The organism is Neisseria subflava (assembly GCF_024205705.1).
Classification (GTDB): Bacteria; Pseudomonadota; Gammaproteobacteria; order Burkholderiales; family Neisseriaceae; genus Neisseria; species Neisseria subflava_D.
In genome coordinates, this window is the sequence record NZ_CP073115.1 from 1746306 (window position 1) to 1766405 (window position 20100).

At 49.8% G+C, this 20100-nt stretch carries 14 protein-coding genes and 4 pseudogenes; 10 read left to right on the forward strand and 8 right to left on the reverse strand.

Annotated features, from left to right (window positions below; all coding sequences use genetic code 11):
- Window positions 1–5 precede the first annotated feature (5 nt).
- Together KCG54_RS11980 and KCG54_RS08435 are read left to right on the forward strand one after the other, a co-directional pair.
- Window positions 6–2744: a calcium-binding protein gene (locus KCG54_RS11980; protein ID WP_283254572.1), complete on the forward strand. Its 2739-nt coding sequence runs from the start codon at window positions 6–8 to the stop codon at window positions 2742–2744.
- A 110-nt stretch (window positions 2745–2854) separates the two neighbouring features.
- Complete coding sequence (locus tag KCG54_RS08435) at window positions 2855–3412, forward strand: nitroreductase family protein (RefSeq protein ID WP_254323926.1); 558 nt, start codon at window positions 2855–2857, stop codon at window positions 3410–3412.
- A 79-nt stretch (window positions 3413–3491) separates the two neighbouring features.
- Here KCG54_RS08435 and KCG54_RS08440 read toward each other — a convergent pair whose 3' ends face one another.
- The 4 genes and pseudogenes from KCG54_RS08440 to yajC form a co-directional block, all read right to left on the reverse strand.
- Window positions 3492–4373, reverse strand: a complete 882-nt coding sequence (locus tag KCG54_RS08440; RefSeq protein WP_254323927.1) for a carbohydrate kinase family protein — start codon at window positions 4371–4373, stop codon at window positions 3492–3494.
- A gap of 324 nt (window positions 4374–4697) precedes the next feature.
- Entirely contained in the window at window positions 4698–5633 is a 936-nt protein-coding gene (secF, locus tag KCG54_RS08445) for a protein translocase subunit SecF (RefSeq protein WP_003686183.1), read from the reverse strand.
- Window positions 5634–5636: 3 nt separating this feature from the next.
- A pseudogene (gene secD, locus KCG54_RS08450) lies at window positions 5637–7489 on the reverse strand (protein translocase subunit SecD).
- A gap of 75 nt (window positions 7490–7564) precedes the next feature.
- A complete protein-coding gene (yajC, locus tag KCG54_RS08455; protein WP_003678762.1) occupies window positions 7565–7831 on the reverse strand; it encodes a preprotein translocase subunit YajC in 267 nt (88 codons plus the stop codon).
- A gap of 177 nt (window positions 7832–8008) precedes the next feature.
- On the opposite strand from yajC, the pseudogene KCG54_RS08460 reads away from it, so the two are divergent.
- The 5 genes and pseudogenes from KCG54_RS08460 to copM all read left to right on the forward strand — a co-directional run bounded on the left by KCG54_RS08460 (window position 8009) and on the right by copM (window position 14059).
- Window positions 8009–9066 (forward strand): annotated as a pseudogene (locus tag KCG54_RS08460) (histone deacetylase family protein).
- Window positions 9067–9299: 233 nt separating this feature from the next.
- The gene (locus KCG54_RS08465) at window positions 9300–10364 is read left to right on the forward strand and encodes a 2,3-butanediol dehydrogenase (protein ID WP_003745670.1); all 1065 of its coding nucleotides are present in this window, start codon (window positions 9300–9302) and stop codon (window positions 10362–10364) included.
- Window positions 10365–10482: 118 nt separating this feature from the next.
- On the forward strand, window positions 10483–11625 hold the full coding sequence (locus KCG54_RS08470) for an NADH-dependent flavin oxidoreductase (protein ID WP_254323928.1): 1143 nt from the start codon (window positions 10483–10485) through the stop codon (window positions 11623–11625).
- Window positions 11626–11838: 213 nt separating this feature from the next.
- On the forward strand, window positions 11839–13434 hold the full coding sequence (locus KCG54_RS08475; RefSeq protein WP_254323929.1) for a peptide chain release factor 3: 1596 nt from the start codon (window positions 11839–11841) through the stop codon (window positions 13432–13434).
- A 241-nt stretch (window positions 13435–13675) separates the two neighbouring features.
- Window positions 13676–14059 (forward strand): CopM family metallochaperone, encoded by a 384-nt coding sequence (copM, locus tag KCG54_RS08480; protein ID WP_036491551.1) that lies wholly within the window; start codon window positions 13676–13678, stop codon window positions 14057–14059.
- Window positions 14060–14083: 24 nt separating this feature from the next.
- On the opposite strand, the pseudogene KCG54_RS08485 reads toward copM, so the two are convergent.
- Window positions 14084–14254 (reverse strand): annotated as a pseudogene (locus tag KCG54_RS08485) (IS3 family transposase); the annotation flags it as partial.
- A pseudogene (locus KCG54_RS08490) lies at window positions 14241–14807 on the reverse strand (sulfite exporter TauE/SafE family protein); the annotation flags it as partial. The pseudogenes KCG54_RS08490 and KCG54_RS08485, both read right to left, overlap by 14 nt.
- A gap of 196 nt (window positions 14808–15003) precedes the next feature.
- Between KCG54_RS08490 and KCG54_RS08495 the strand changes: the two are divergent.
- Window positions 15004–15549: a TIGR00645 family protein gene (locus tag KCG54_RS08495; RefSeq protein ID WP_004519303.1), complete on the forward strand. Its 546-nt coding sequence runs from the start codon at window positions 15004–15006 to the stop codon at window positions 15547–15549.
- Window positions 15550–15617: 68 nt separating this feature from the next.
- Here KCG54_RS08495 and KCG54_RS08500 read toward each other — a convergent pair whose 3' ends face one another.
- On the reverse strand, window positions 15618–16568 hold the full coding sequence (locus tag KCG54_RS08500) for a bile acid:sodium symporter family protein (RefSeq protein ID WP_004519302.1): 951 nt from the start codon (window positions 16566–16568) through the stop codon (window positions 15618–15620).
- A 204-nt stretch (window positions 16569–16772) separates the two neighbouring features.
- Window positions 16773–17660: a YicC/YloC family endoribonuclease gene (locus tag KCG54_RS08505; RefSeq protein WP_283254573.1), complete on the reverse strand. Its 888-nt coding sequence runs from the start codon at window positions 17658–17660 to the stop codon at window positions 16773–16775.
- A 138-nt stretch (window positions 17661–17798) separates the two neighbouring features.
- Here KCG54_RS08505 and rph point away from each other — a divergent pair, with 138 nt between their 5' ends.
- Together rph and KCG54_RS08515 are read left to right on the forward strand one after the other, a co-directional pair.
- Complete coding sequence (gene rph, locus KCG54_RS08510) at window positions 17799–18527, forward strand: ribonuclease PH (protein WP_254323930.1); 729 nt, start codon at window positions 17799–17801, stop codon at window positions 18525–18527.
- A 171-nt stretch (window positions 18528–18698) separates the two neighbouring features.
- The gene (locus KCG54_RS08515; protein ID WP_004519299.1) at window positions 18699–19919 is read left to right on the forward strand and encodes an aspartate kinase; all 1221 of its coding nucleotides are present in this window, start codon (window positions 18699–18701) and stop codon (window positions 19917–19919) included.
- The last annotated feature ends 181 nt before the right edge of the window (window positions 19920–20100 follow it).

A 20100-nucleotide genomic window follows, 5' to 3' on the forward strand; every position in this document is an offset into this window, starting at 1 on the left:
ATATCATGACAATCGAAAAAGCAATGCGCACCTCCAATGCGCAATTTGAATTACGACATTTAGAGCAATTACAACCTTCCGCCCTTGAACAAGTAACGACAGGCACGTCGGAAGATTACGTTTATTATGTAACCCTCACTGACGATACAATCATTGAAAACCCAAATGGCGGCGATGATACGGTTTGCAGCAACGTCAGCTATACCCTTCCAAACCACGTTAAAAACCTTGTTTTGACCGGTACAGCCAACATTTTCGGTGCTGGCAACAACAGCAACAACATCCTCATCGGCAATGAAGGCCACAACCGCCTCAACAGCGGGCGCGGTGACGACATCGTTTACGGCGGCGGTGGCAACGATGTCATCAATGGTGGCGAAGGCAACGACCTTCTTTTCAGCGAAACAGGCAATGACATCCTCAACGGCGAAGCAGGCAACGATGTGCTTGAAGGTGGCGAAGGCGATGATACCTACCTTTTCTCTGCCAAAAGCGAGCAAGACACCATCATCGACAATCAAGGCCACAACAGCATCCGCTTTCATACCGACCTAAGCCTTAACGATTTAACCGTCGAAGTCCGAAACAATGAAACCGGCGGCCATGACTGGCTGATTGCCGTGAAAAACAGCAACGCCGTTTTAACTATCAAAAACCAATACACTCAAAACGGTACAACACCGGCAGTCTCCCAATTCATCATCGGCACACAAAAACTGGATGTAAACAGCTTTGCCAAATATTTCAATATTTCCCTGACTGAGCATACCGAAAGCGGCAAGACCATCGCTGGCAGCGGCGGCAATGACCATCTGATCGGCACATCCGGCGATGATATTATCGATGGCAAAGCCGGTGCCGACATTATGGAAGGTGGAGACGGCAATGACACTTACTACATTGATGATGTAAAAGACGTGGTGATTGAACAGGCTGACGGCGGAGAAGACACCGTATTCAGCAGCATTTCCCATACCGCCGCTACCTACGTCGAAAATGTTACCTTGACCGGCTCGGCCAATATTTTTGCCGCCGGCAACAACAGCAATAACATCCTGACCGGTAACGAAGGCCGCAACCGCCTCAATAGCGGACGTGGTGATGATACCGTTTACGGCATGGGTGGCAACGATAACCTCAACGGCGGCGACGGCAACGATTATCTGGATGGCGGCGACGGCAACGATGTCATCAACGGTGATGCAGGCGACGACATTTTAGTGGGCGGCAACGGTAAAGACATTCTGAAAGGCGGAGCCGGAAACGATACCTATATCTACGGCGACAACGATACCATTATCGACAACCAAGGCATCAATACCCTCAAGTTTTCAGACGGCCTGAACAATGCCAAGCTCAACCTGAAGACCATTCATAACGATGATGGCAGCCAAAGTTGGGAAATCACTTCGGAACAAGGTTCAGCCCTGATTCAAAACCAAATCGGTGCGGATGGCAGCATTTCCATCGACCGTTTCCAGTTCAACGACCAAACCTACACTGCCGCACAGTTCCAACAAACCTTCCAAGCGCTGAAGACCGAAACCATTAAACTCGTCGGCACAAACGACGATGATACCTTGCATGGCAATGCAGGCAACAATGAAATCGACGGCGGCAATGACGGCCATGATACCCTTTATGGCCACGATGGCGATGACATCTTGCGCGAACACAGTGCAACCTATTACAGCACTGAGCCGGATTCCGACGATAAACTTTATGGTGGCAACGGCAATGACAAACTCTATGCCCATGTAGGTGCCGACCTGCTTGACGGCGGCGCAGGCAATGATTATCTGGAAGGCGGCGAACACAACGATACCTATATCTTCGGCAAAGGTTACGGTCATGATACCATTTTTGACTTCAACTTCGGTTTTGATAGCGAGGCAAGCCTACACAGACTCAACGCTAATGTCGTTAAATTTACCAGCGACATTACCCTTGACGACCTCGAAATTACCGTTGAAAAAGGTTACGACAAAACCGGGATTGCCGACATGCCCGACAGCAACCAATTTGTATCTCCACCCCTGCTGAATGGCGACACTTGGCATATCCGCATCAAAGGCACAGACGATGTTTTAACCATCAAAAACCAAAGCGGTATTTATGGTGCGATTTCCGAGTTTCAGTTTGACGGCAATACCTCATACAGCACCGGCGAGCTAATCAACCACTTCAAACTGTCTATCCCGCACATGATCGGCAACACAAACATCGTCCAATACACCGGCCAACCCGTTGAAGAACTCAACCGGGATGTGTACAACAACTTCAACCACACCATCCATGCCGATAGCGACAACAGCGATTTAGATTTGTCGCGTTACACTTCTGTTGTCGAATACAGGGGCAACCGCAGTGATGAAACCATTACTTTGGGCCGAGGCATCAACATCGTTGATACGGCCGGCGGCAACGATACCATTACCGACCCCGGTTCCGAGCGTACGGTGATTATGTTCGGCAGAAACAGCGGCAACGACACCTTTAATCCGTATGGTGGCAGCGATACCCAAGTCCTTTTCAAAGAAGGGATTACGCTGAAAGATTTACAGTTAAAAACCGGCGATGATTGGGTATTAACCATCAAAGATACAGGCGACACCCTGACCATCCATGACATTGCCAACAATAATGTCGACAGCTTTGTATTCGGAAACGGTAAGAGCTACACCGCCGACGAAATCAGCAAAGCTCTGATTACTGAAAATACACAAAACAACGGTATCCTGTAAAACTCAAAGGCCGTCTGAAACCTTAATTCAGACGGCCTTAGTCCTTTGCTGATTTATTTATCGTTCTGTTATATAATTATTCTCATTCGAATCCACAAGAAAGAATAAAAATGGATGCCTTAAATCTCCTCACCACGCGTCGTTCTTCCAAAAAACTGGCTGCTCCGGCACCCAATGCCGAGCAACTGGAACAAATGCTGCAAGCGGCAACACAAGTACCTGATCACGGCAATATGCGCCCTTACCGCTTTACTGTGATTCAAAGCGAGGCTGGCTTACAACGTTTCCGTGAGCTTTTGAGCAAGACCGTTACCGAACTCAACTTCGGCGATGATGCCATGAAAAAGGCCGAACGCGTCGGCAACATGGCGCCTATGATTATCGGCGTTACATTCGCGCCGAACCATGAAGTGGCAAAACCCAAACCTGAATGGGAACAAATGCTGACTGCCGGCTGCGCCGCCTATGCTTTACAACTGGCTTCTTCTGCTCAAGGCTTCGACAATGTTTGGATTACCGGCATGTGGGTCAACAGCCCATTGTTGCGCGAAGCATTTGAGTGTGCCGACAAAGACAAAATCATCGGCCTGATGATGATTGGTTCGCCGACCGAAGAAGGAAGTGGCCCGAAAAATACCAACTTAGAATGTTTTACAACTTATTGGTAAAGCCTGAAAATACTAAGGCCGTCTGAAAAACCTGATTTAATGGTTTTCAGACGGCCTTTTTATGTCTCTTGTCAAAATATCAAGCCGGATTCATAAACGCTTCAACTTCTTCCAAAGAAATATCCGCCGTTGCACCATGACGCGAAGCAACCAATGCACCCAGCGCACAAGCAAAAGTAATGGCTTCTTGAGGAGGCGCATTATTGAGCAGCTTGTAAGTCAAACCGCCAAGAAAGCTGTCGCCGGAGCCGACAGTATCCACCACTTTGACGCGGAAACCGCAATGACGGTACAACTCGCCGTCCTTATACAAAACCGCGCCATGACTGCCCAAAGTCACGCAAAAAATTTTGACGCCGCTCAACTCAACGAGGTAGCTGATATTTTGCTCGATACTGTGATAAGGAGAGCCATAAGCCGCAGCCAATTCATACAACTCATCATCGTTGAGTTTGACCATATCAGACTGTTTCATGGTCTCCAACAAGCGGTCAATATCGTAATGAGGCTTGCGCAGATTAACATCAAAAATTTTGAATTTGGCTTCTTTCAGCAAAACTGCCAAACTTTTACGCGAAACTTCATCACGGGTTGCCAAGCTGCCAAAAACGAAAGCATCGGATTCTGACACACGTTTGATTGCCGCATCATCAACCGCAATCCTGTCCCACGCGCAAGGATAAACAATCTCATAAGACGCACTGCCAGACTTGTCCAAGTGTACTTTCACCAAACTGGTCGCGCATTCCTGGCAAACCTGCAAATAATCAGTGTTGACGTTTTTGCTTTGAATCTTGCGTAGCAATTCTTCACCATCGGCATCATCGCCGCGACGACTGATAATGGCAGTATCGATACCCAAAGACTGCAAACGAACGGTAACATTCAGGGGTGCACCACCCAATACCTTTCCGTTTGGAAAATCGTCCCACAGTACTTCGCCGAAACTGGTTACTTTCATTCTTGGCCTTCCTTTTTTGAGGTTGATTGGCAGGGTCTGCACTCCCGACAGATTTTTTGCAAATCATGTACTTGTAGTAAAACTCCAGCATCGGGGGCAAAAGTATTATGTTTTAAAATATTGGGACTGACAAGCAATTAAGGGAACATCAGACAATAAACTTGATTCATCACAAAATTATATTGTTCCTATTTTTTCTTTTTCTTTCATATTTATCCCCTCATATTTCATTAAAACAAAACATTCTGAAATTTAAATACAAAAGGCCGTCTGAAAACTGATTCAATCAATTTTCAGACGGCCTTTATCGCAGCATTGCAGCGATTAAACTACAACTTCTTCTTTTTTCTTCACTTCTTTGGCAATGTTCTCACGACTCAAGCCAAACATCAGCAAGAGCGGGCTGGCAACCAATACGGAAGAGTAAATACCGAATACGATACCGATGGTCAGCGCCATAGAGAAACCGTGCAAGGCTGCACCACCGAACACCAGCATAGAAACAACCATTGCTTCGGTCGAACCGTGGGTAATAATGGTACGGCTCATGGTCGCGGTAATCGCGTTGTCGATGACTTCTGGCACAGTGTGGCCGCGCATATGCGGCTTACGGAAGTTTTCACGAATACGGTCAAACACGACCACAGATTCGTTCACAGAATAACCCAGAACTGCCAAAATACCTGCCAAGACAGTCAATGAGAATTCCCATTGGAAGAAGGCGAAACAGCCGAGAATAATCACGATATCGTGCATATTCGCAATAATCGCGGACACTGCAAAACGCCACTCAAAACGCATGGACAAGTAAATAATAATACCTGCCACCACGAAGCCTAATGCCATCAAACCATTGGTGACCAATTCTTCGCCGACTTGAGGGCCGATGAATTCGACTTGGCGCAAGGTAACGTCAGGATTGTCTTTTTTCAGCAAATCCATCACTTGGTTGGACAATTGGGCGGAGGTTACGCCTTCTTTGTTCGGCAGGCGAATCATGATGTGTTTGTTCGTACCCAATGCCTGAACCTGTACATCACCCATTTTCAGCGTATCGAGGCGTTCGCGCGTTTTATTCACATCCACGCCCTGCTGATATTGGACTTCCATCACCGTACCGCCTGTAAATTCGACGGAGAAATTCAGGCCTTTGGTTACCAAAAAGAACACGGCGGCGATAAACGTAACCAACGAAATAAAAGTCGTCAGTTTGCCGTAGCTCATAAACGGAATATCGCGTTTGATTTTAAATAATTCCATGTTTTACTCCTTGCCTTCTGCCATTTCAGCTTTCGGCTTCCATACCGAACCGATGGAAATATTTTGCAATTTGCGGCGACGGCCGTACCACAGGTTGACCAAAGCACGGAACACAACCACGGATGAATACATCGAAGTCAGAATACCGATACAGTGTACAACCGCAAAACCGCGTACCGGGCCGGAACCGAATACCAACAAAGCGATACCGGCAATCAGGGAGGTCAAGTTGGAGTCGACAATGGTTGCCCAAGCGTGTTGGAAACCGAGGTTAATGGCCTGCTGCGGTGCGACACCGGCACGCAGTTCCTCACGGATACGTTCATTAATCAACACGTTGGAGTCAATCGCCATACCCAAGGTCAAAGCCAAGGCGGCAATACCCGGCAAGGTCAGCGTTGCCTGCATGGCAGACAAAATACCCACCAAAAACAAGATATTGGTACTCAAGGCAATGGTAGAGAAGAAACCCATCAAGCGATAGTAAATCACCATGAATGCAGCAACAGCGGCAAAGCCCACAAGGTAGAGTGGAAACCTTTTTCAATGTTTTCTTTACCCAAAGACGGGCCGATGGTACGTTCTTCGACAATCTGCATCGGCGCGGCCAGCGAACCGGCACGCAGCAACAATGAAGTATCGTTGGCTTCGGCTGTCGTCATGCTACCGGAAATCTCCACGCGGCCGCCGGTAATGGCGGCACGGATGACTGGTGCGGTCACGACTTCGGATTTACCTTGGTCGATCAACACCATAGCCATACGTTTACCCACATTGGCCGAAGTCAATTCGCCAAAAATGCTGCCGCCCGCACTATCCAGGCTCAGGCTCACGGCAGGCGCACCCATTTGGTCAAAGCTAGGTTGCGCATCGTTGATGTTGTCGCCGGTCAGTTCAACTTGTTTGTTGACCAAGATAGTTTCCGGATGATCGCCACCGCTTGACAGCAATTCATAACCAGTCGGTACATTACCGTTTAAGGCTTCCTGCAATTTAATCGGATCGTCTTCCACCATGCGTACTTCCAAAGTCGCGGTACGACCGATAATGTCTTTTGCTTTGGCAGTATCTTGCACGCCCGGCAGCTGTACGACAATGCGGTCAAGGCCGGATTGTTGGATAACCGGTTCGGCTACACCCAATTCGTTCACACGGTTGTGCAACGTATTGATGTTTTGTTTAACCGCATCAGAACGTACTTTATTGATTGCCTCTTCAGACAAAGTCAGCACGATATTGTTGCCGTCCGGCAGCAGCGTGGCTTCAGGGAACAATTTTTGCAACTGAGGCAATGCTTTTTGTACATCGGCAGCATCTTGCAAAGGCACGGTCAGACCGTTTTCAGTCTGATGCACCGTGCCGGTACGGATTTTTTCGCGGCGCAATTCGCGGCGGATATCGCCGGAATAACGTTCAAACGTTTTCTGCATCGCGGCTTTCATGTCCACCTGCATGGTGAAATGCACGCCGCCACGCAAGTCCAAACCCAAGAACATCGGATTGGCTTTAATTTTCGCCATCCACTCAGGACTGTCCGCCAAAAGGTTGAGCGCGGTAATATAGCCTTCGCCCAAAGTGTTTTCAATGACATCACGCGCTTTCAGTTGCGTTTCAGTATCTTTAAAACGCACTTTCAGCGAGTTATCGACAATGAACATACCGTCAGTCTGAATACCTGCGCTTTGCAACGCAGAAGACACTTTAGACTGGGTTTGCTCATTGATAACGATGGCTTGTCGGTTGGTCGATACCTGTACCGCAGGCGTTTCACCGAAAAGGTTGGGCAGCGAATAAACAGCCGCAACCACAATCGTGAACGCAATCAGCAGGTATTTCCATAAAGGATAACGGTTCATGGTAAACCTTTGCTTTATTTATAAAGGCAAACAGCCGCACTCGGAAAATGAGGCGGCTTTTCGCAAAAAAACGGATTATTCGGCTTTCGCGGCAATCGCGTTGCGTTCCACTTCTACTTCGATTCTCGCACCTTGGCCGATGTCGACAGTGTAGAATTGCTCGCCGACTTTGGTCACGCGGCCTTTGAAACCTGCAGCCAAAACGACTTTATCGCCTACTTTCAAAGCAGCCAGCATAGCTTGATGTGCTTTGAATTTCTTTTGTTGAGGACGCATAATCAGGAAGTAAAACACCACCATAATCAACAGTAAAGGGGCAAATTGAGCCACAGCTTGATTCATAATATATCCGTTCTTTTGAGTTTTAAGATAAAGTAAAAAACTGCATACAGTCCAAAACGCAGTTGGTCGGACTGTAAAATTGAGCTATTCTAAAGGCCGTCTGAAAAATTTCCAAGCATTTCCGTATTTATTAACCATATTTAGCAGTCCGTGCGACTCGTTCGATACACACTTTCCATGCTTAAAAAAATCATTTGGCGCGTACGTACCCTGCTGCGTCGACTACTCGGCAAAAATGCCCGCACCGTATGGATTTCCCATCCGATATTTCTGCAGCACCAGCCGGGACCCAACCATCCCGACAGGCCCAAACGCATCAGCGCCATTCAAACCGCCTTAAAACAAGAAGGCATTTGGCGTCGCCTGCAAACCGCCGAAGCACCGGAAATCAAAGATGCGCAGCTGGCATTGGTCCACTCGCGCAACTATCTACACGAGTTGGAAGCCGCCCAGCCGCTCCCCGGTAAAATCCACCGTATCGACGACGATACGGTCATCTGCCACGACTCCCTCCAAGCCGCCCGTTTTGCGGCCGGAGCCGTTGTTAAAGCAGTCGATATGGTGATGCACAAAAAGGCCTGGCATGCTTTTTGCGCCATCCGCCCCCCGGCCACCATGCCCACAGCAACAGCGCCGGCGGATTTTGCCTGATCAACAACGTTGCCGCCGGCGTGATGCACGCCATTGCCCAATACCGCTTGCAACGCATCGCCGTCATCGATTTCGACGTCCACTTCGGCGATGGTACGGCGGAGATTCTCCAAGACGATCCGCGCGTGATGTTTTTCAACCTGTTTGAAACCGACATCTTTCCCTTCCCTCAGGCGGAACAATACGCCGGCAATAAAAATATGCTGCATACGCCCCTCAAACCGGGCACAGGCAGCCGTATCTTCCGCACGACCATCCGCGAACAATGGCTGCCCAAGCTCACGGCTTTCCGTCCCGAGTTGGTGTTGCTTTCGGCAGGTTTTGACGGGCATAAACAAGACGAAACAGGCCGTCTGAACCTGCATGAAGCCGACTTTGCCTGGCTGACGCACAAAATCGTCCAAGCAACGGCAAGCTGTCAAGGACGTGTCGTTTCCGTGCTGGAAGGCGGCTATACCTTGGAATCCATGTCCAAATCCGCCGCCGCCCATATTCGCGTATTGGCGGGCTTAAGCAAGGCCGACTACGTCATCGCCTACCAAAAACATCTGAAGCGCGGCAAAAGTAACAATCCTACACCATAACGCATTCAAACTATTGCCCCAGTCCGTCTGAAAATAGATTATCCATTTCAGACGGCCTTTTTTTTCATTTACAAACTTTAATTTGAGCAAAGACAAACCATTTCCATATTATTAGTAGTAAAATAACAAACATAAAACATATCAATAAAACCATTTCACACGCCACACTGCTTCCCTTTCCCTAATTGACCGTCTTTTTCAGACGGCCTCCACTTTAAAAAAGGAGCGTTACAATGAAAGCAGCACGTTTTTATAACAAAGGCGACATCCGCATCGAAGACATTCCAGAGCCAACCGTAGCTCCGGGTACTGTCGGCATCAATGTTGCTTGGTGCGGTATCTGCGGTACCGACCTGCACGAATTCATGGAAGGCCCGATTTTCATTCCGCCTTGCGGCCATCCGCACCCAATCTCCGGCGAGTCAGCCCCTGTAACCATGGGTCACGAGTTCTCCGGCGTGGTTTATGCCGTAGGCGAAGGCGTGGACGACATCAAAGTCGGCCAACACGTTGTTGTCGAACCCTACATCATCCGCGACGACGTACCGACCGGCGAAGGCAGCAACTACCACCTCTCCAAAGACATGAACTTCATCGGCTTGGGCGGCTGCGGTGGCGGCTTGTCTGAAAAAATCGCCGTCAAACGCCGTTGGGTACACCCTATTTCCGACAAAATCCCATTGGACCAAGCTGCTTTGATTGAGCCTCTGTCTGTCGGCCACCATGCTTATGTACGCAGTGGTGCGAAAGAAGGCGATGTTGCATTGGTCGGCGGTGCAGGCCCAATCGGTTTGCTGTTGGCTGCCGTACTGAAAGCCAAAGGCATCAAAGTCATCATCACCGAATTGAGCAAAGCACGTAAAGACAAAGCACGCGAAGCCGGCGTGGCCGACTACATCCTCGACCCATCCGAAGTCGATGTCGTCGAAGAAGTGAAAAAACTGACCAACGGCGAAGGCGTAGACGTCGCATTCGAATGCACCAGCGTCAACAAAGTGCTGGACACCATGGTCGAAGCATGCCGTCCGACTGCGAAAGTCGTCATCGTATCCATTTGGAGCCACCCCGCCACCATCAACGTCCACAGCGTTGTGATGAAAGAGCTGGACGTGCGCGGCACCATCGCCTACTGTAACGACCACGCAGAAACCATCAAATTGGTTGAAGAAGGCAAAATCAACCTTGAGCCTTTCATCACCCAACGCATCAAACTGGACGAATTGATTTCCGAAGGCTTCGAGCGTCTGATTCACAACAACGAATCCGCCGTAAAAATCATTGTCAATCCTAATCTTTAATCCTAAGGCTTAAAGAATAAACAGGCCGTCTGAAACTTTTCAGACGGCCTGTGTACTTGATAATTTCCCGAATAGCCCAATTCTCTGCCAACCATTCACTTATCAAGAGCAAAATCTCATGAATCCAAAATACGCCCCACTCTTTCAAACATACACCCTCAATAACGGCGTAACCATCAAAAACCGCCTTGTCGTCGCCCCTATGACCCATTTCGGCTCACAAACCGACGGTTTAATCAGCGACCAAGAGCGTACCTTCCTCAGCAACCGCGCAGGCGATATGGGCATGTTTATCACTGCCGCCACTTTGGTTCAAAAAGACGGTAAAGCCTTTCACGGCCAACCTGAGGCCACAGGCGAACACTGCCTCGACAGCCTGAAAGAAACTGCACAAATCCTGCAACAGCAAGGCGCAAAAGCGATTTTGCAAATCCATCACGGCGGTTCCAAAGCCATTGATGACCTTTTGGACGGTCTCGACAAAATCAGCGCTTCCGCCAGCGAAGCTGAACACGCACGCGAAGCGACCGCAGAAGAAGTCGAAGCGCTCATCGCCTCTTATGCACAAGCCGCCGATTTGGCGCTTCGCGCCGGTTTTGACGGCGTGGAAATCCACGGTGCCAATGCCTACCTGATCCAACAGTTTTACTCTGCCCAAAGCAACCGCCGCAACGACCAATGGGGCGGCAGCTTGGAAAACAGAATGCGCTTCCCGCTTGCCGTGATCGATGCAGTAGTTGCCGTCTGTGAAAAACACCAGCGCAACGACTTCATCATCGGCTACCGCTTCTCCCCTGAAGAACCGGGCGACGACGGCTTAACCATGACCGAAACCGGCGCATTGATTGACGCATTGGTACAAAAACCGCTGCAATATCTGCACGTTTCCCTGTGGGAATTTGATAAAAAAATCCGTCGCGGCGGCGATACCGCGCAAACCCGTATGCAGTTCATCCACGAACGCATCAACGACAAACTGCCGCTTATCGGCGTGGGCAACCTGTTTACCGCCGACCAAATTTTGGCCGCCTATGAAACCGGCTGGGCAGAATTTATCGCATTGGGCAAAACTGTGATGATTAATCCGCACATCGCCACGCAAATCCGTGAAGGCCGCGAAGATGAAATCGAAACGCAACTCGACCCGACGCGCGCCGACCATTACGGCCTCCCCGACACCTTGTGGGGATTTTCCTCCAGCGGTACGCAATCATGGCTGCCGCCGGTAAAAGGCGCGGAATGGAAACCGATGGATATTTAATCATCGATTCATAGCATAAGGCCGTCTGAAACTTTTCAGACGGCCTTTGTCTTAGTGCAAACATTGAGTTATCAAGCATTTTTTTGTACAATTCCGCATCTTTCAATCTATTGCAGGGCGTGTTGCACACCCCTTATTTTAGCCTGTTTTCCAACACCCATATCCTTCAGGCCGTCTGAAAAAGCGGCCTGAAACCTTTTTACAAAGAAAACCATGTCCCAAGAAATCCTCGACCAAGTGCGCCGCCGCCGCACGTTTGCCATCATCTCCCACCCTGACGCGGGTAAAACCACGCTGACCGAAAAACTGCTGCTGTTTTCAGGTGCGATTCAAAGCGCGGGTACGGTAAAAGGCAAGAAAACCGGCAAATTCGCCACCTCAGACTGGATGGACATCGAGAAGCAGCGCGGCATTTCCGTGGCCTCATCCGTAATGCAGTTCGACTACAAAGACCATACCGTCAACCTCTTAGACACGCCGGGACACCAAGACTTCTCCGAAGATACCTACCGCGTATTGACCGCCGTCGACAGCGCCTTGATGGTGATTGACGCAGCAAAAGGTGTGGAAGCGCAAACCATCAAACTCTTGAACGTCTGCCGCCTGCGCAATACGCCGATTGTCACGTTCATGAACAAATACGACCGCGAAGTACGCGATTCGTTGGAATTGCTGGACGAAGTGGAAAACATCCTACAAATCCGCTGCGCGCCCGTAACCTGGCCGATCGGCATGGGCAAAAACTTCAAGGGCGTGTACCACATCCTGAACGACGAAATCTATCTCTTTGATGCCGGCGGCGAACGCCTGCCGCACGAGTTCGACATCATCAAAGGCATCGACAATCCTGAATTGGAACAACGCTTTCCGTTGGAAATCCAGCAGTTGCGCGACGAAATCGAATTGGTGCAGGCGGCTTCCAACGAATTTAATCTCGACGAATTCCTCGCCGGCGAACTCACGCCCGTGTTCTTCGGCTCGGCGATTAACAACTTCGGTATCCAGGAAATCCTCAATTCATTGATTGAATGGGCTCCTGCGCCGAAACCGCGTGACGCAACCGTACGAATGGTCGAGCCGGACGAGCCGAAATTCTCCGGATTTATCTTCAAAATCCAAGCCAATATGGACCCGAAACACCGCGACCGTATCGCCTTCTTGCGCGTCTGCTCCGGTAAATTCGAGCGCGGCATGAAGATGAAACACCTGCGTATCAACCGCGAAATCGCCGCCTCCAGCGTGGTAACCTTCATGTCGCACGACCGCGAGCTGGTGGAAGAAGCCTACGCGGGCGACATCATCGGCATCCCGAACCACGGCAACATCCAAATCGGCGACAGCTTCTCCGAAGGCGAACAACTGGCGTTTACCGGCATCCCATTCTTCGCACCCGAACTGTTCCGCAGCGTCCGCATTAAAAACCCGCTGAAAATCAAGCAACTGCAAAAAGGTTTGCAACAGCTCGGCGAAGAAGGCGCAGTGCAAGTCTTCAAACCGATGAGCGGCGCGGATTTGATTTTGGGCGCGGTCGGCGTGTTGCAGTTTGAAGTCGTTACCTCGCGTCTCGCCAACGAATACGGCGTGGAAGCGGTGTTCGACAGCGCATCCATCTGGTCGGCGCGCTGGGTATCGTGCGAAGACAAGAAAAAGCTGGCGGAGTTTGAAAAAGCCAATGCAGGCAATCTGTCGATAGACGCAGACGGCAACCTCGCCTACCTCGCGCCTAACCGCGTCAACCTGAATCTGACGCAAGAACGCTGGCCGGACATCGTATTCCACGAAACACGCGAGCATTCGGTTAAACTGTAAAACGCAAAGGCCGTCTGAAACTTTCAGACGGCCTTTTTTTCATTCGATATCAACCCAATAAATCCCAAGCAAACTTTCCAATGGTCAGGCACAGCAGCAACATAAATCCGTAACGCAGCTCAAATATTGTCTTATTTTAGCTTTTAGCACCTCACCAAACATTTTCGGAATAAATGTTGACTTTAACCTTAGGTCAAAGTTTATAATTTATACTCATTCAGCTATCACATAGGCGAAAAACATGAAAAAACTTATGACTTTTATCACACTTAGCGCTGTTGCAATTTCAAATTATGCCCAAGCTAATGAACAACCGCATCAAGCACACATGAATATGCCAATGTCGACAGATTCTGCAATGCAACAAGAATTAATGCAAGGTATGAATCAAATGAATCAAGACATGATGGCAGCTGCGCAATATAAAGATCCTGATGTTGCTTTTGCAGCAGGTATGTTGCCACACCATATTGGCGCAGTAAAAATGGCGGAAGTTGAATTAAAATACGGAAAGGATCCTGAGATGCGTAAGCTTGCTGAGGATATTATTAACGCACAACAAGCGGAAATTGAACAAATGCAAAAATGGCTTAAAGCACACAACAAAAAAAGCTCCGTAAAATGATCTGACCCCAAAAGTTAGACTGATTTAGTTCAAGGACTGAGTTCTGTAATTCACAGAGCTCAGTCCTTTTAGTTTCCCCTGAATGCGCTCATGGTTGTAATAATGAATGTACTCATGAATCGTTTTTTCCAGTTGTTAGAACGTCTCAAATCATTTACCGTAATAACATTCCATTTTTAATCGTCCAATTGATGACCTTTGCCGAAGCGTTGGCCGCTAAAAAATCATAGCCGTAAAAGCGGACGAACACAAAAGCCAGCAGGCTGCCCGTCCCCGGCCCGAACATGCCGTCGTAAAACCCGATTAATGCGCCAAAAAACAAGCCCCATAAGGTTTCACGGCGCGTCAGCTTTTCAGTGCGCGCCGTCTGCCCCAAGTCTTTTTTCAAAAAAGTGTACAGGCACATGGCAATCATGGTGACCAACATTGCCGGTTTCATGTATTGCACAGGAAAATACACCACCGTTTTCGCGCCCAAATATGAAGCGGCAAACGCCAACACCGCGGCAGGCAGCAGCATTTTCCACGGCACGGGGATTCGGCGCAGATATTGCCCCGTCGCAGTCAGCGTGCCGCAGCAGGAAGCAAATTTATTGACACCCATCACCGAGGCCACAGGCGTAGCGTTTGGCAAGAGGTTGAACAATCCGGGAATCTGCAACAGCCCGCCGCCGCCAACCGCCGCATCCATCAGCCCGGCGGAAAAACCGACCAATACCAGATAATAAAAAAACGAATCTGCAAACATAATGTCCATCTCTAAAAAGCAAAGCGATTTTGCGCGTGTTTGCCTGTCCTGACAACCTACAAGGCCGTCTGAAAAACAAGAAACCATATCCTGTTTTCAGACGGCCTTTCTTTTTCAATTCAGCCGCTCAAATTGCAGCCTGAAAATTTTTCCATTAAAATGCCGCCCCTTATCTTTCCTACACACAACACATTTTATGGAACATTCCACCCCAACCAAACGCACAGCCCACGACCGAATGGGCATCTTCGCGCATTTCATTTTTGCCAGCCGCTGGCTGCAACTGCCGATTTATATAGGCTTGATTATCGCCCAAGTCATTTATGCCTGTAAGTTCCTCAAATCCTTGTGGCACTTGGTATCCAATTTCAGCATCATGGATGAAAACACCATCATGATCGCTGTATTGAACCTGATTGATGTCGTGATGATTGCCAATCTGCTGACCATGGTCATTGTCGGCGGCTACGAGACCTTCGTCTCCCGCCTTCACGTTGACGAACATCCCGACCAGCCCGAATGGCTCAGCCATGTCAATGCTTCGGTTTTAAAGGTTAAGCTGTCGATGTCCATCATCAGCATTTCCTCCATCCATCTGCTGCAAACCTTCCTCAACGCCGCCAATCTGTCGGAAAAACAAATCATGTGGCAATGTATTACCCACATCTGCTTCCTGATTTCCGCCCTCGCCATGGCTTTAACAGACAAAATCGTGTACAGCACGACACATAAAGCGCATTGATAAAAAGCAATCAAAAGGCCGTCTGAAGTGTTTCAGACGGCCTTTTATTATCTGGCAATGTTTACAGCTTATTGCTTACGCTTGTCCCACCAGGCAAACAAGTTACCCAAAACCGTTCCTGACACAGAGTGCCAAACGCAGGCAACGGCGGCGGCAACGGCAGACTCGGCATTACCGGGGAAGAATTTAGCGCTCAAACCAGTCGCAAGTCCGGCGTTTTGTACACCGACTTCGATGGCAAGGGTGCGTTTTTTAGCAGTATTCATGCCAGTCAGCGCACCGCTGTAGTAGCCGAGGATGTAGCCGCCGATGTTGTGGGCAGCGATGGCGAGTACCATAACAAAAGCGGATTCAGCAAAGCGGTGGCCGTGAACGGCAGCAACGCCGCCGACGATACAGGCAAACGCGACAACGGCAACGGCAGGCATAATCGCGCGCACGTCTTCAAACCAATGTTTTTTATGCAGCAATATATTGGCGGCAGAGCCGATAACGACAGGCAACAGGGTAACGAGCAGCATAAATTTGAACATACCCCAGCCGTCCATTTCGACGGTTTGTCCGACCAAATAAGTCATCCACAGCGGCGTCATCACAGGCGCGAGGACGGTGGAAACAGTGGTCATGCCAACCGAAAAGGCAACATCGCCTTTAGCCAAAAAACTCATGATATTGGACGAAACACCACCCGGGCAGGTACCGACCAAAACCAAACCCAGCGTCAATCCGGGCGAGAGGTCAAAGGCTCTGGCAATGCCGATGGCGAGCAAGGGCATAATCGTGTATTGGGCGATGGCGCCGATAAAAATATCGAGCGGACGTTGCGCCAGAATTTGATAATCTTCTTTGCCCAAAGTCATGCCCATGCCGAGCATGATGATGCCGAGTACGACGACTTGCGTATCGCCTTTTACCCACGAAAAAGTGGCAGGTTCGATAAAGGCGATGATGGAGGCAAGGACGATAATCAAGGCGGTGAAGCGGGTCATTTGCCGACTGATAGCGGTCAGAAAGTTCATATTTTACTCCTTTGTATGTTTTTATCATGACAATAATTGCCATAATTTAACACATGTTAACTCTTATGCGCAATTACAGTAACGAAACAGGAAATCCATCATCCAATAATGTTTAAAAACAAACCACACTAACTCCACCCAATATCAACACAAAGGCCGTCTGAAACTTTTCAGACGGCCTTGTTTTATCTATTCGTTATCGATTTATTCGATATTTTGAACCTGTTCGCGCATTTGTTCGATTAAGACTTTCAGTTCTACCGACGCTTGCGTGCATTCGGCGGCGATGGCCTTGCTGCCCAATGTATTGGCCTCGCGGTTGAGTTCCTGCATCAGGAAATCCAAGCGTTTGCCTGCGCTGCCCTTGCCTTCGGTAACGATGCGGCGTACTTCGGCGATATGGGTGCGCAAACGGCTGAATTCCTCATCCACATCGGATTTCTGGATGAACAAAGCAAATTCCTGTTGCAAGCGGTCGTTGTCGATATTGCCGACGGCTTCTGCCAAACGGGCTTTGACTTTGTCCATATGCGCCTGCAGCAGGCTTGGGAACAGTTCGTTCAAAGCATCCACAATCTCTTCCATGCCGTCCAGACGTTGCAGCAGGTGCTCGCCCAGTTTTTTGCCTTCACGTTTGCGGGCAGCCGTGAACTCTTTCAACGCGCCGGTCAATAAATCTTTGACACCTTTCGCCAAGGCCTCGGCGTCTTCGCCCTGCCCTGCCAAAACGCCGGGGAAACGCAAAACATCGGCCACGCTCAGCTTGCCGAAATTGTGTTCCTTGCGCCATTCTTTGTTCAACTTCGCCAGCTGTGCGACCAAGTCCTGATTGACCTCCAAAGTCTGACCGCCAGAAGCCGCATCTTGCAGCTGAACACGGCATTCCAGTTTACCGCGAGCCACAGCCGCGGCAATCTGTTCGCGCAACGCACCTTCCAAATAGCGCAACTCTTCCGGCATACGGAATTGGACATCCAAATAACGATGGTTGACCGCGCGGATTTCCAAATTAATCCGCTTGCCGCCGCATTCGCCTGCGGCATTGGCAAAGCCGGTCATGCTGTGGATTTGAATAGTTCGTCTTGTAGCCATGGTTTTACTCCGTTTCCAAATACGAGTGAAAGTATGGACACTATAACACACCCGACCGACGATTTTCAGACGGCCTTTGGTGCCAAATTCCTCTATAATTCAAGGCAACCTATTTTTCATTCCGCCCAAAGGATCATCATGAGTAACTACACCCGCACCGGCCGCGCCGCCAACAGCCTGCGCAACATCAAAATTACGCCCAATTTTCTCCCCCACGCCGACGGCTCCTGCCTTATCGAGTGCGGCAACACCAAAGTGATTTGCACTGCCTCTATCGACGAAAATGTCCCACCGTTCCTGCGCGGGAAAGAACAAGGCTGGGTAACGGCCGAATACGGTATGCTGCCGGCTTCCACCGCCTCTCGTATGCGCCGCGAGGCCACCGCAGGCAAACAGTCCGGCCGCACACAAGAAATCCAACGCCTGATTGGCCGCTCGCTGCGCGCCGTTGTCGATATGGAAAAACTCGGCGAACGCCAAATCCTGATTGACTGCGACGTTATCCAAGCCGACGGCGGCACGCGTACCGCCTCCATTACCGGTGCCTACGTTGCCCTGCAAATCGCCGTGGACAAACTGCTTTCAGACGGCCTTATCAGCGAAAATCCGATCCGTGAAGCCGTCGCTGCCGTTTCCGCCGGCGTGGTTGGCGGTGTACCGCTTTTGGACTTGGACTATCCCGAAGACTCAGGCTGCGACAGCGACGTTAACATCATCATGACCGCATCCGGCAAAATCATCGAAATCCAAGGCACGGCCGAAGGCGCACCGTTCAGCATCGAAGAATTGGGCAAGCTGATTGCCTTGGCACATAAAGGCATTGCCGAATTGGTTCAACACCAGCAGGCCGCCCTTTTGGCCCTATAATCAGCAAGGCCGTCTGAAAGATTTCAGACGGCCTTTTTTAACTAAACCCCTTTATGCGTATTTACTCAAAAAAGCGCGTTCTATCCTTGAATTCCATGTAAAAAATAGTAATAATAACCCTTTTTCCAGCAAACCAAGCTGCCCGACAACCCCCACAAGAAAGCACGAAACATGGCGTTAATCGTACATAAATACGGCGGCACATCAGTAGGCTCGCCCGAACGCATCAAAAACGTAGCCAAACGTGTCGCCAAAGCCCGCGCCGAAGGACACGACATCGTAGTCGTCGTATCCGCCATGAGCGGCGAAACCAACCGACTGGTCGCCCTGGCGCACGAAATGCAAGAACATCCCGATCCGCGCGAGCTGGACGTCGTCCTTGCCACCGGCGAACAAGTAACCATCGGCCTGCTGGCCATGGCCCTGAAAGACATTGGCGTTGACGCCAAAAGCTACACCGGCTGGCAAGTCGCCCTCCAAACCGACACTTCCCACACCAAAGCCCGCATCGAAAACATCGACGACGAAAGAATGCGTGCCGATTTGGCCGCCGGTAAAGTCGTTATCGTAGCCGGTTTCCAAGGCATCAGCAGCGAAGGCAATATCTCAACCCTCGGTCGTGGCGGTTCCGACACCTCCGCCGTTGCCATCGCCGCAGCCCTCAAAGCTGACGAATGCCAAATTTATACCGACGTAGACGGCGTTTACACGACCGACCCGCGCGTCGTACCCGAAGCGCGCCGTATGGACACGATCACTTTTGAAGAAATGATCGAATTGGCCAGCCTCGGCTCAAAAGTTTTACAAATCCGCTCCGTAGAATTCGCCGGAAAATACAAAGTGCGCCTGCGCGTACTCAGCAGCCTGCAAGATGGCGGCAACGGCACCCTGATTACCTTTGAAGAGGACGACAACATGGAAAGAGCAGCCGTAACCGGTATCGCATTCGACAAAAACCAAGCCCGCATCAACGTACGCGGCGTACCTGACAAACCCGGCGTTGCCTACCAAATCCTCGGCGCAGTTGCCGATGCCAACATCGAAGTCGACATGATCATCCAAAATGTCGGCAGCGAAGGCACAACCGACTTCTCCTTCACCGTTCCACGCGGAGACTACAAACAAACCATCGAACTCCTGCAACAACGCCAAGACAGCATCGGCGCCGCCTACATCGACGGCGACGACACCGTATGCAAAGTCTCCGCAGTCGGCTTGGGCATGCGTTCACACGTCGGCGTGGCCGCCAAAATCTTCCGCACCCTCGCAGAAGAAGGCATCAACATCCAAATGATTTCAACTTCCGAAATCAAAGTATCCGTCCTGATTGACGAAAAATACATGGAACTGGCTACCCGCGTTCTGCATAAAGCATTCGACTTAGGCAACTAATTTCAACCAGTCAAAAAGGCCGTCTGAAACTTTATTGTTTCAGACGGCCTTTTTTATTTCCATTACATAAATCAACAATATCTTAATAAAAAAATCTACTTTAGCTCAAAACAGTGTAGCCTTGCTTATTATTACCCTTGTTAATTTCATTATATGTTCAATATTTTACAACCATCCACCT